Here is a 12,446-nt window from a genome sequence, read left to right on the forward strand (position 1 = left end):
CTATCCGATCGGGTGGTGCACGGTGACGAGCTTGGTCCCATCGGGAAACGTCGCCTCGACCTGCACGTCGTGGATCATCTCCGGCACCCCGTCCATCACATCGTCGCGGGTGAGCACCGACCGTCCCGACGACATCAGCTCCGCCACGGTCCGCCCGTCCCGCGCACCCTCGAGCACATGATCGGTGATCACCGCGATCGACTCGGGATGGTTCAGCTTCAACCCCCGCGCCTGCCTCCGGCGCGCCAGCTCGGCCGCATAACTCAGCAGCAACCGTTCCTGCTCGTGCGGCGACAGGCGCATTGGTTCTCTCCTCGGCGGGTCGTGTTCGGTGAGCGACATTCTGGCACGTCCCACGTCCGCGCGGAGACCGCCAGAAAGCACGACCGGGGACGACTCCGCAGCGATTAACGAGATGTTAACGAGCGCTCCACTGTCACCCGACCCGTACCGTCAGACCCATGAACGAATGGACCGGCCTGCTCAACGTGGTCGATGTGGAAGCCACCTGCTGGGCCGGTGATCCGCCTGCCGGGCAGACCAGCGAGATCATCGAGATCGGCATCACTGTTGTCGACCTCGCCGCCCGGACCAGGGTGAGCAAGCACGGGATCATCGTGCGGCCGGAGCGGTCGACGATCAGTGAGTTCTGCACCGAGCTCACCACACTCACGCAGGCGCAGGTCGACGACGAGGGCGTCGAGTTCGGCGAAGCGTGCCGCCTGCTGGTGCGCGAGTTCGCGGCGGGCGAGCGGCCATGGGCGAGTTGGGGCGACTACGACCGCAAGCAGTTCCGTACGCAGTGCGCGGCAACCGGCGTGGAGTATCCGTTCGGGCCCGAGCACACCAATGCCAAACAGGTGTTCGCCGAGTCCTACGACCTGCGGCGACGGTTGGGCATGGACCGGGCGCTTCAGCTCGCCGATATCCCCCTGGAAGGCACCCACCACCGAGGTGAGGACGACGCGTGGAACATCGGCGCGCTGGTCGTCGACGTGCTCGGCCGTGGCGGCTGGCGGGTCACCACCGTCGATTGACGCCTGCGCATGTCGGACCCGGCAACCGCGGCGGAACAGTTCCTGGTCCTGATCACCGGGCCGATGGAGGGCCGCACCCGACTCGGCACCCGCAAGGTCTCCACCGCCGAGATGCGCACCGTCGCCGCCACCGCTGTCGACACTTTCCTGCGCGCCTACGAAATCCCCTGACCCGCACGCACAAAGGACCCGCTGTGACCGGATCACTCGACACCCTGCTCGCCACGATCGAAGCCGAGCGCGCGATCTTCAAGACCTTCTACAAGTTCTTCCGGATCGCCGACACCCAGGAGAGCGAACGCTTCTCCGAGTGCTTCACCCCCGACGCACTGATCGAATACCGCATCATGCCCGGTCCGCCAGTGCTCTTCCACGGCCGCGAATCGTTCACGAACCACATGAGCCGGGTGCCGAAATCCCAGCGCGCCCTGGTGGCCCACGTGATCGGGCAGGCCACGATCGAATGGACCGGCGACCGCCCACTGCTCACCGCGTATGCCACTGTCTGGCACTGGTTTTCGACCACCGATGTGGGTAAACCCGCCGACTGGACCGTGATCGGCCTGGTCGAGGACGAGTTCGAGCGGCACGAGGGCGAATGGCTGATCTCGCACCGCGAGGTGCGCCATGTGGCAGGCAGCGTCGCCGCGGGCCGCGGCCCGCGCTGATCGACGGTGTCAGGCGGCGAGGTTCTGCAGGCGGACCTGGCCGCGGGCGACGGTGCGACCTTCCGCGTCGGTGATGACGACGACCCAGAGTTGCTGGCTGCGGCCGCGGTGGATGGGGGTGGCCTCGGCGGTGAGGAGTCCATCGCGGACCGCGCGGAGGAAGTCGGTGTTGTTGTTGACGCCGACGACCTGGCCGCGGTCACCGAACCAGACACCGCCACCGACGCTGGCCAGCGTTTCGATGACGGTGCAGAACACGCCGCCGTTCTGGATGCCTGCGGGCTGGAACAACTGGGGGTGGACGTCCCATTCGCCGCGCACCCGATCGGGGGTGACCTCGGTGTAGCGAAGGCCGATGAAATCGGTGAAGGTACCGACGCTGGCCTTGTTCATCAACTCGGGAGTGAGATCGACCAGCGAGAACGACGGGTTGCTCATACCGTCCGGTTTACACCATCCGAAACGCTGCGCCGCAGCCGGTAAGACGTAGCGGCGGACTCCGTCTCGAAAACGGAGCCCGCCGCGGCAGGATGGCGGAGTCGACCGCAGCCCTCGGGACCACCGGCTCATCCGTACGCCGAGTTCAGAGTAGGTCAGGCTTACCTAAGTAGTCAAGCGGGCGCTCCGCGGCGTGACGCGCCGATAGTGCGCCCCCGGGCTTGCTCAACACGATCGCAATACTCCATGATCGCTGATACCTCTATGTTCCGAGGCTTGTGTCGATGGTGATAGCTCATGTTCTGGGCGTACGACGACCAGGGGTGGGCGCGGCGAGAGAGGCAAGATTTCGTGAGTAGTAGTCGTATCCCCCGATGGGCTGTGCAGGCGGCGATGTGCGCGGCGGTGGTCGGGTCCGCGGTCGCAGCGCCCGTACAGGCCGAACCACTGTGGCCAGGCGGGCCCGATGTGCCCGGCGTGCCCGCCATCATTCCCGCCCCGCCGCCGGAGCCCGTGGTGGCCCCGTGCAGCGAGAAAGCTCGTGCGTGCCTGCAGTTGTCGACCAATAACGCGTGGTTGATGGACGGCGGGAAGGTCACTTTCGGGCCGAGCCCCATGTCACACGGCCGGCCCGGCTACGAAACGCCGCCCGGGGTCTTCAAGGTGGCGTTCAAGAAGCCGTTCCACTGGAGCACTCTGCACAACGCCCCCATGGAATACGCGATCTTCTTCAACGGTGATATCGCGTACCACATCGGACCCACCGAGGAGCAGTCCCACGGGTGCATCCGGTTGACCCCGGAAGGCGCCAAGGCGCACTACGAATGGCTGGAACCGGGCGACATCGTCGAAGTTGTTCCCTGAGTTCTGAACACCGGAAAGGGAGGCCACGAACGGCCTCCCTTTCCGTGTTCCGGCCCTACTTCCGCACCCCACCGCCGACGCCTGGCCGAACCGAGGAGGACAGGGCGTCGAAGAGCCAGAGCTGGGTGGCGCCGGAGGTCGCGCGTTCGCCGGTGAGAGTTGTTGTGAGGTGCCAGTATCGGCGGACCCGGTGGTCCGCGCCCGCGGCGTCGGTGAGGAGTTGGCGGCGGAAGGTCGCAGTGTCACGACGGGCTCGGGCGGTGGCGTGGACGTCGACGTAGTGGTCGAGTTCCACGCCGGGTCGGGGTGCGGTGTTCGCGGCCACGAGGGGTGCTACCGCTACGCAGGCGTCGGCCACGTCGAACAGGAGACGGCGTTCGTCGCGGATGCCGGGGGTGCTGCGGTGGCGAATGGTGTCGTACATGGCGGTGGCGATATCCGGGTTCGACACCGCGCCGATCAGTTCCGCGTAGGCGATGAGGTGTTCTGGGCGGGCGTCGGCCGTGAGCTCGGGGACGTTCATGCTGAGGAAGCCGTCGATGGCCGAGGTCGGCAGTGGGGCGAGTTGGCGGCGCCAGAAAGTTACGAGCACGTCGCGGGCAGCTCGCGGATCGACCACGGCGGCAAGCAGATCCAGCTGTTCGGCGTGTGCGTCGGGGGCGGCTGATTCGACCGCTCGCAGGAGTGCCCGGCGCCGGTGCAGTGCGTCGAGCTCGTCGTCGAGGGCGATCCGTTCGGCGGCGATCACCTCGGCGATCGACCGGGTGCCGTCCAGTACGTCCTCGATCGCGGGCAGCCCGATGCCGAAGGAACGCAACCGGCGCAGCAGCAGGAGTCGATCGACCGCGCCGGGTTCGAACACCCGGTGGCCGGTAGGCGTGCGGGCAGCGTCGAGAAGGCCCGCATCGCAGTAGAACCGGACCGTGCGCACCGCGACGCCGGTCCGGGCAGCGAGCTCGCCGATCGTCAAGTAGGTGATGTGAGTCACTTTCGCTGGCACCTCCACCTCGGTGGAACTCCTACGGTACCGAGGACACCCACGCGACGGAGGTTCCAACGATGGCCGAACTGGACACGATGAACGACACGATCTGGGAGGCGGTAGCCGAGGAGCGCTCCACGCTGGTCGAATTACTGCGCGAGCTGCCCGAATCGGCGTGGGACACCGCGTCGCTGTGCGAGGGGTGGCGGGTCAGGGATGTGGCGGCACACCTGGTGCTGGCCACCCGCGTCACGATCGTCTCGCTGCTGGTGAATCTGATCCGCGCTCGCGGCAATACCGACCGGCTCATCCACGACACCGCGGTTCGGCACGCCGACCGCACCCCGACCGCCGCGTTGCTCGCCGAGCTCCGCGCCACCATCGACTCCAGAGCCATCCCGGTGGGCACCACACCGATCGACCGCCTGATGGACCTGTTGGTCCACGGCCAGGACATTGCCGTTCCACTCGGTATCGACCGGGTCATGCCCTCGACGCCGGCGCGACTCGCACTGGACCGCGTGTGGACGATGGGCGCGCCCTTCCACGCCCAAGATCGGCTGGTGGGATACGCGCTCACTGCCACCGACACCGCGTGGGCCGCGGGCAACGGCACGCCGATCACCGGCACCGCGGCGGCACTACTGATGATCGTGACCGGTCGCCGCTCCCCCGCCGAGCGAGCCGACGGGAACAGCGACTGACTCCGTCGGCACGCTGCGGTCATCGCCGCCGACCGACAACGCAGTACAGCGATCCGTAGCACCGGTGAGGTGCCACGGATCGCAGTGTTCGACGGGGATCCCGCGGCGATCAGACGGCGACGGTGGTTCGCCCGGCGCCACCATCCGCCGCCGAAACCTCCTTTGCCTCATCGATTTCCGGCACGGAAGTCGCACCGGCCGGAATTCGTCGCAGCAATGCCACCGCCAGCACCGCACCCGCGGCCGAGAGCACAGCAGCGGTCAACGCGGCGGCGTTCAGGCCGTTGGTGAAGGCTTCACGAGCGGCGGCGATGACCGAGTCGGCGAGATCGGCGGGCAGCGATTGCGCCGAACTCAGTGCTCCCGGCAGGGTTTCCGCGGCGGCACCCTCGGCGTCGGACATGTCGGCGCGGTAGATCGCGGCGCCCACGCTGCCGAGCAGGGCGACTCCCGATGCCACGCCGAGGTCGCTGGCGGTGCTGTTCACGGCCGAGGCCGCGCCCGCCTTCTCCGCCGGTGCGGCCCCGATGACCAGACCCGGGATCAGTGCCATCGCCGGGGCGATGCCCGGGTAGAGGATGTAGAAACCGACGATCAGCAGGGGCAGCCCGGCTTCGCTTGCGACCTGGGTGAGGACCAGATAGCCGATTGCGGAGACGGTCAGACCGGCCGCGATGAGGTAGGCGGGGCGAATGCGGCGAGCGAGGGCGGGGGTGACGGTGGAGACGATGACCAGACCGAGGGCGGCGGGCAGGATCCACAGCCCGGCCGCCAGCGGCGACTGGGCCGCGACCAACTGCAGGTACTGGGTGAACAGCAGATACACCCCGCCGAGGGCGATGGCGGCGAGCATGTACACACCGAGCGAACCGCTGAACGTCCGGTTGGCGAACAGTCGCACATCGAGCAGCGGATCCGCCAGGCGCAGCTGCCTGCGGACGAAGACCACCGCGAACAGCACACCGGCGAGCAATGTGAGCACCGATTCGGCGGCGATCCCGGACTCGGCCAGCTTCTTCACGCCGTAGACGAACGGCAGCAGCGCGGCCAGCGACAGCGCGACGCTGATCGGATCGAGCCGACCCGCGAGCGGTGCACGGTATTCGGGGATCAGCACCGGCACCGCGAGCACGACCAGCACCATGACCGGCACACCGATGAGCATCGACGCACCCCACCACAGCGACGCGAGCATCAGACCGCCGAGCAGCGGCCCGAGCGCCACACCCGCCGAGACCGACGCGGCCCAGAGTCCGATGGCGGTGGCGCGCTGCCGGTCGTCGCGGAACATGGTCGTGATCAGCGACAGCGTGGCGGGCATGACGGCCGACGCACCGAGGCCCATCACCGCGCGAGCCGCGATCAGCAGTTCGGGGCCCGGTGCGAACGCGGCGACGATCGAGGCGATGCCGAACAGCACCGCACCCGCCAGCAACAGCCTGCGGCGGCCGAGCCGGTCACCGAGGGTGCCCATGGTGACGAGGAACCCGGCCATCACGAATCCGTAGATGTCGTTGATCCACAACAGCTGGCCGCTGCTGGGCGACAGGTCGGCCGCGATATAGGGGGTGGCGAGGAACAGCACGGTCATGGTCAGGAACAGCAGGACCGTCGGCAGCAGCAGGACCGCCAGACCCAGCCATTGGCGGGTGCCAGCCCGCTCGGGGGTATCGGTGAACTCGGACATCAGGAGTTTCCCTTCTCAGGTTCGAACTTGCGAGCAACAGTGCCGAGCCGCACTTCGGGAACCCTTCGGGTCGACTCCAGACGACCTCGAGCCGCGCACCGCGGTGCGGGCCACCTCGCATCGTCGACCCCCGTTTAGGGTGGGTGACATGCGTTTCGGAGTGCTCGGTCCGCTGGCGGTCTGGACCGACGACGGTCAGCCCGTCCGGGTTCCAGAGCTCAAGGTGCGGGTACTGCTCGGCGCGCTGTTGGTGGAACCCGGCCGGATCGTGCCCGCCGATCGACTGGTCGAGGACCTGTGGGGCACGGCGTTGCCCGCCAACCCGGCCGGCTCCTTGCAGACCAGGGCCTCGCAATTGCGGCGGGTCCTCGGCGACGCCGAAGCGGGCGGGCGGGAGTTGCTGGTATCGCGCTCCCCCGGCTATCTCCTCGACGTCGCCGCGGGTGCCGTCGACTCCCAGGTGTTCCAGCTGTTGCTCCAGCGGGCGCGCGCCACCGACGACACCGCCACGCGCGCAACACTTCTCGCGGAAGCGCTCGCATTGTGGCGCGGCGAGGTCTTGGCCGATCTCACCGATCACGACTTCGCGCGGATCCCGGTACTTCGGCTCGCGGAACAGCGGCTCACCGCGGTCGAGGAACTCGCGCAGGCCCGGATCGCCCTCGGCGAACACGACCGGGTCGCCGACGAGCTCGGTGAGCTCACCGAACTCCACCCACTGCGTGAACGTCTGCGGGCCGCCCACATGCTGGCGCTGTACCGATCGGGACGACACGGGGAGGCCCTGGATTCCTATCGGCGACTGCGCGAGCACCTGGCCGAGGAGCTCGGCCTCGACCCGAGTCCCGAGCTCGCCGGCCTGCATCGTGCTGTGCTGGAACAGGATCCGGCGCTGGGCGCGCCGGTTCGGACCGCGCCCAGCGCCTCCGTGACCCCGCGCCCCACGCTGCCAGTGCCGGTGACCTCGCTGATCGGGCGCGACGACGATCTCGCCGCGATCGACGCGCTGATCCGGGCCGAACGACTGGTGACCCTCACCGGACCCGGTGGGGTCGGCAAGACCCGTCTCGCCTTGGCCACCGCCGCGGCCGACTCGGCGCGCGACGGCGTCTTGTTCGTCGAGCTCGCCGGCCTGTGCCTCGACGCCGAACCGGACAGCGCGCTGACGACACTCACCGAGGTGGTGGCGGCAGCCTTCGATATCCGCGACGATTCCGCGGGTTCGAGCCCGTTCCCGGTGCGCGGCAACGGCACTCAGCTCAACCGTCTCGCCGACGCGGTGCGCGCCAAACAGGTGCTGCTCGTGCTGGACAACGGTGAGCACGTCGTCGACGCGGCCGCCGCGATCGTGTCGCGACTGCTGGCCGCCGCGCCGGAACTGCGCGTGCTGGTCACCAGCCAGGTACCGCTGAACATCGCGGGCGAACACATCTGGCCGGTGGCCCCGTTGCCCCTGCCCACCACGCGAACCTCACGGGTCGCCGAGGCGTCCGACAGTAACGCGGCGCAGCGTGGCGGGCCCGAGATCCGCTCCGCGACGGCTACGCGGGCGCAGGAACATCCGCATGACGGCACTGCCCGGTCGAGTGACGTGGAGACCTCGCCTGCCGCACAGCTTTTCGTCGAGCGCGCCCGCTCGAGCGCGCCCGGCTTCGCGGTCACCGATGACAATGCCGACGCCGTCGCCGCTATCGTCACCCATCTCGACGGCCTGCCGCTGGCCCTCGAGCTGGCGGCGACGCGGGTGCGCGCACTCGGTGTCCATGCGGTCGCCGAGCGGATCGAGGACCGTTTCACCCTGCTGTCGTCGGGGTATCGCGATGCGCCGGACCGTCAGCGCACCCTGCGCGCGGTGATCGATTGGAGCTGGGAGCTCCTCGACGAGGCCGAACGTTCGGTACTGCGGCGTCTTTCGGCGCAGGCCGACGGCGGCACCCTGGAGTCGGCCAAGGCGGTGTGCGCGGGCGGTGACGTCGAGGGTGTCGATGTGGCGGAGGTGCTGGCCCGCTTGGTCGACCGTTCCCTCGTCATCACGCCCGGCGCCGATTCCCGACCGCGCTACCGCCTGCTGAAATCGGTCGCCGCCTACGGTATCGACCGGTTGCGGGAGAGCGGCGAGGAATCCGCCACTCGGCGGCGGCATCTCGACTACTACGTCGCCTTCGCCGAACGCGCCGACCAGCACCTGCGCACCGCTGACCAGCGACGCTGGCTGGCCAGGCTCGACGCCGAGTCGGCGGACCTGCGCCGGGCACTCGAAACCGCCTGCGCGACAGAACGATCCGGCGAAGCGCTGCGCTTGGTCAACGCGCTCGCCTGGTACTGGGTGATGCGCGGCCGGTTGGCCGAGGGCATTCGATCCCTCGGCATCGCACTGGCCGTGCCGGGCGGGACCGATCCCGCCGAACGCCGGGTCGCCCTGCTGTGGCGGCGCGCCCTCGAGCTCGGCGCGGGCCGCACCAACGACACACCGGCCAGCGACCAGTCGGCGCCGGGGAACGGGGGCGATACCACCGCCGAACACACCGGGTCAGTGGGCACGGCCGACCGATCGCAGGCTGTCGAACACCGCCTACCGGCGGAGTTGCGCGCCCGGTGGTATCTCGCGCACGTGCACACCGGATTCGCCGCGCAGCGGGGGATGGACAGCGCGGCCGACCTGCGAACCGCCTTCGCCGGCGACGACTGGGGCGTCGCGGCGGCCTCGGTATCGCTGGCCCGCGAGGCGTTCTCCCGCGGCGATCTGGCCGGGTTGGGTGAACACGCGGGGCGCAGCATGGACCTGTTCACGCGGGTGGGCGATCGCTGGGGGCAGGGTATCGCGGGATTCCTGCTCGGCAGCCACGCCGAGGTGACCGGCGACCTCGACGCGGCCCGTGACCACCACCGGACCGCGCTGGCGACCGCCGAGGAACTCGGACTGTGGACCGAGGTCGGTGAGCGGCTCACTTCCCTCGGCCGGATCGCGTTGCTGCGCGGCGAACTCGAACGCAGCGCCGACCTGCACGAACGAGCCCGTCGGGTCGCGGTCGAGCAGGGTCACCTCGTGGGCGAGGAGTCCGCGGTGCTCGGGCTCGGGTTGGTCGCGCGGCGCCGCGGCCACCTTCGCGCGGCCCGCGAACATCTCAGCGCCTGGCTGGACTGGCACCTGCGGGCCGGATCGCATTTCGGCGCCGCCCTGATCCTCGCCGAACTCGGGTTCACCGCGGAGCTGGCGGCTGACGCCGACGACGCCGAACAACAGCACCTGCGCGGGCTGGACTCCGCGCTGCGCACCGGCGATCCCCGCGCCCACGCGCTCGCGCTGGAAGGCCTGGCCGGAGCCCGTTCGCTCGCCGGGCATTCCACGCACGCGGCCCAGCTGCTCGGCGCCGCCGACGCACTCCGCCGGTCCACCGGCGCCCCGCTGCCCGACGCCGAGCGCGGCGACGTCAACCGCATCGGGGCGCGCATCATCGCCGATATCGGCGCCGGCCAATTCGCCACCGAACTCGACACCGGCCGGGCCACCGACCCCCACACTCTGCACTCCGCCCGAACTCCGAGTCGACCCTGAGTCCAGCGGGCAACACAGAGCCGCACCACCGCACCGAGCCGACTCACGAGTGCGGCCGGCATGCGCCGGTCGCCGCACCCGCGCCGGATACCTCGAGTCGACCCTGAGTTCACCCGAAGGCCGCAGGCGCAGGGTGAATCCATGACTCCCACCGTGACCGACAGCCCCGATCCCTCGGTGACCGACCACGTCCGCCGTTACCTCGCCACCGACGGGCGTGACGGCTTCCTCGAAGGCGGCACCACCAACCTCGTTCTCACCACCGTCGGCCGCCGCACCGGCGTGCGCAGGCGCACCGGACTGTTCTTCGGCGACGACGGCGACCGCCTCGTCCTGGTGGCCTCCGGTTCGGTGCCGGGCCGTGCCGAGCTCCCGCAGTGGTACCGGAATCTGCTTGCCACACCAGAGGCGGAGGTCCAGGTCAGAGCAGATCGGTTCCGGGTGCGAGCGCGCGTCGCCGAAGGCCAGGAGTATCAACGGCTCTGGCAGTCGATGCTCGCGCAAGCACCCGTCTACCGCCACTACGCACGACTGGCCGCGCAGCCGATTCCGGTCGTCGTGCTCGAACGCGTCGAGGAGCGGAAATGAGTACCCGCGGCCGCGCCCAGGTCCACACTTTCGCCGATATCAAAGCCGACTTCGACGCCATCGTCGGCACCGTCAACTACGCGACCATGACCACGGTCGACGCCGAGGGCCGACCGCGGTCGCGCGTCTTGATTCCGGTCTGGGAAACCGAGCCCGACCGCCCGGTCGGCTGGCTCGGCACCTATCGCACGCCGGTGAAAGCCGCCCATATCGCGGGAAATCCGCACGTGACATTTTCCTATTGGAGCCCGGCGCAGAACACCGTCGCCGTCGACACGGTGGCCGAATGGACCGACGACCCCGGCGAGCGGGCACACGTGTGGGACCTGTACCGGCACGGCAGTCCGCCCGGCGCGGGCTATGACCCCCGGCAGTTCTGGCAGGGGCCGCAAGACCCCGCCTTCCAGGTACTTCGCCTCGATCCGTGGCGCATCCAGGTGTTGCGGCGCCAGGATCTGGTCAGCGGAATTCCGGCCCGGATCTGGCGCGGCCCGCTCCAGGGGGATTGACAGAAACGGCGGTGAACGCCACCGTTCACCGCCGATCTGACGTGACTGGACATCTGTACAGGTCACGGCGCGATCCTTCGTGACAGGTACCAATACCGACGACCATTTCCACCGGGAAGGATCCTGAGCCGAATTACGCGAATCGGGCGATTTCCTTGCCGGAGAAAATTCGCGGAGCTACGTTACCCACATCACAACAGAGATCTGATTGTGATCCACATCCCGGCCGACGATATCCCCATTTTCCGGCGGGATGCTTACCGATCATGCAAGGAGATTCACCATGGGTTCGCTGACGGAGATAATGATGGCCGCAATTGCGGGACTGGGTTCCATGGTCGAGGGCGACGGCCTTCTCGCCGTATTCCTCGGCTCGGTCGAAGCCTTCTTCCCGTAAACCGCGTCACCCGACGAACACTGCTGAACTCGAGGACGAGTTCGCTATTCATTTCAGCACCCGAGGAGAACGCACAATGGGATCACTCTACGAATTGATGCAGACCGGCGCAGGCAGCCTGAGCGAAGCCGTCCTGCCTTTCATTCAGGCACTGATCTCGGTCAGCGGCGGTACGCCGACGCCGGGTAAGTAATACGCGGCAATGCCGTCGGGGGTGGGCCGTTCACGGTCCACCCCCGATCCATTCCTACCGACCTGGCCGAGTGGTGTCAACGCCGCATTTTGATAGCGTCTATGCATAATAGGACACAATCGCGAGCCGGAAAAAAGAGGAATGCCGATATCGTCTCACTCACCGGGAATCTCAGGTCCCGGCAAACGGTCCGGCAACAGGCATCCGCAACGGCAGGACCCACTTCAGCCACAGCCATCGACACCTTCTCCGCCAGGGGATCGCCGGGCCGGCGATGCCGGTCTCCTCACCCACTCTTCGAATTCACCGCAGATCAGCCTACTCATCGCCGATATCAATCCCCCTTGACGCACTCACGATGAACGTGCGCGTTCGCAGCGAAACGGTCGCTTACTGTGCCAGACAGTCGCAGTAACTACAGGTCACACGTAGTCCCCGGACGCGCTGCGGCAATCGCCGAACAGCTTCCATCGGGAAAGAAAAAAATGAACGATTCACCGTGAGTGAAACATCGGCTTGCCACACATCTGCAGCGGCGCTACGTTACCGGCATCACATCAGCTACCGATCGTGATGACCACCCGGACCGTGGGGGCCACCCCAGTTCCGGGGGCTAGACAACAGCGCAAGGAGAGACATCATGGGCTCATTCGATGAGCTGCTGCTGGGCGTCCTGGAAGGAATGGCGTCCGCGAACTCGGGCGACCTCCTGCTCGGGACTTTCCTGGGCTCGCTGGAAGCGTTCTTCTCGTAGCCCGATCACCTCATCTTCAGGAGTTACACGTGGGATCCTTTTACGAATTGTTCTCGACCGGCATGGCCA

The 12,446-nt window shown here is 68.1% G+C and carries 12 protein-coding genes; 8 read left to right on the top strand and 4 right to left on the bottom strand.

Annotation, left to right across the window (positions count from 1 at the left end):
* Positions 1-303, bottom strand: a complete 303-nt coding sequence (locus tag ACWZHB_RS15665; RefSeq protein ID WP_427908671.1) for an urease subunit gamma — start codon at positions 301-303, stop codon at positions 1-3.
* A gap of 158 nt (positions 304-461) precedes the next feature.
* Here ACWZHB_RS15665 and ACWZHB_RS15670 point away from each other — a divergent pair, with 158 nt between their 5' ends.
* Genes ACWZHB_RS15670 through ACWZHB_RS15680 form a run of 3 tightly spaced genes read left to right on the top strand, consistent with a single transcriptional unit; the run spans position 462 to position 1,705 of the window.
* On the top strand, positions 462-1,037 hold the full coding sequence (locus tag ACWZHB_RS15670; RefSeq protein WP_427908672.1) for an exonuclease domain-containing protein: 576 nt from the start codon (positions 462-464) through the stop codon (positions 1,035-1,037).
* Positions 1,038-1,046: 9 nt separating this feature from the next.
* Positions 1,047-1,208 (top strand): TetR/AcrR family transcriptional regulator C-terminal domain-containing protein, encoded by a 162-nt coding sequence (locus ACWZHB_RS15675; protein ID WP_427908673.1) that lies wholly within the window; start codon positions 1,047-1,049, stop codon positions 1,206-1,208.
* Positions 1,209-1,231: 23 nt separating this feature from the next.
* On the top strand, positions 1,232-1,705 hold the full coding sequence (locus ACWZHB_RS15680; RefSeq protein ID WP_427908674.1) for a nuclear transport factor 2 family protein: 474 nt from the start codon (positions 1,232-1,234) through the stop codon (positions 1,703-1,705).
* A gap of 9 nt (positions 1,706-1,714) precedes the next feature.
* Here the strand turns inward: ACWZHB_RS15680 and ACWZHB_RS15685 are convergent, their stop codons facing one another.
* Positions 1,715-2,143, bottom strand: a complete 429-nt coding sequence (locus ACWZHB_RS15685; protein WP_427908675.1) for a PaaI family thioesterase — start codon at positions 2,141-2,143, stop codon at positions 1,715-1,717.
* 351 nt (positions 2,144-2,494) lie between these two features.
* Here ACWZHB_RS15685 and ACWZHB_RS15690 point away from each other — a divergent pair, with 351 nt between their 5' ends.
* Entirely contained in the window at positions 2,495-3,007 is a 513-nt protein-coding gene (locus ACWZHB_RS15690) for a L,D-transpeptidase (RefSeq protein ID WP_427908676.1), read from the top strand.
* 55 nt (positions 3,008-3,062) lie between these two features.
* Here the strand turns inward: ACWZHB_RS15690 and ACWZHB_RS15695 are convergent, their stop codons facing one another.
* Entirely contained in the window at positions 3,063-3,995 is a 933-nt protein-coding gene (locus ACWZHB_RS15695; RefSeq protein WP_427908677.1) for a MerR family transcriptional regulator, read from the bottom strand.
* Between the two features lie 71 nt (positions 3,996-4,066).
* Between ACWZHB_RS15695 and ACWZHB_RS15700 the strand changes: the two genes are divergently transcribed.
* Positions 4,067-4,693: a maleylpyruvate isomerase family mycothiol-dependent enzyme gene (locus ACWZHB_RS15700; RefSeq protein ID WP_427908678.1), complete on the top strand. Its 627-nt coding sequence runs from the start codon at positions 4,067-4,069 to the stop codon at positions 4,691-4,693.
* Positions 4,694-4,802: 109 nt separating this feature from the next.
* Here ACWZHB_RS15700 and ACWZHB_RS15705 read toward each other — a convergent pair whose 3' ends face one another.
* The gene (locus ACWZHB_RS15705; protein ID WP_427908679.1) at positions 4,803-6,380 is read right to left on the bottom strand and encodes an MFS transporter; all 1,578 of its coding nucleotides are present in this window, start codon (positions 6,378-6,380) and stop codon (positions 4,803-4,805) included.
* Between the two features lie 148 nt (positions 6,381-6,528).
* Between ACWZHB_RS15705 and ACWZHB_RS15710 the strand changes: the two genes are divergently transcribed.
* The 3 genes from ACWZHB_RS15710 to ACWZHB_RS15720 all read left to right on the top strand — a co-directional run bounded on the left by ACWZHB_RS15710 (position 6,529) and on the right by ACWZHB_RS15720 (position 11,033).
* The gene (locus ACWZHB_RS15710) at positions 6,529-9,936 is read left to right on the top strand and encodes a BTAD domain-containing putative transcriptional regulator (RefSeq protein ID WP_427908680.1); all 3,408 of its coding nucleotides are present in this window, start codon (positions 6,529-6,531) and stop codon (positions 9,934-9,936) included.
* A gap of 141 nt (positions 9,937-10,077) precedes the next feature.
* Positions 10,078-10,524, top strand: coding sequence for a nitroreductase/quinone reductase family protein (locus tag ACWZHB_RS15715; RefSeq protein ID WP_427908681.1), 447 nt, complete (start codon positions 10,078-10,080; stop codon positions 10,522-10,524).
* Complete coding sequence (locus ACWZHB_RS15720; RefSeq protein WP_427908682.1) at positions 10,521-11,033, top strand: pyridoxamine 5'-phosphate oxidase family protein; 513 nt, start codon at positions 10,521-10,523, stop codon at positions 11,031-11,033. The genes ACWZHB_RS15715 and ACWZHB_RS15720 overlap by 4 nt, the downstream gene beginning before the upstream one ends.
* Positions 11,034-12,446: the final 1,413 nt, after the last annotated feature.

This window comes from Nocardia sp. FBN12, assembly GCF_054031145.1.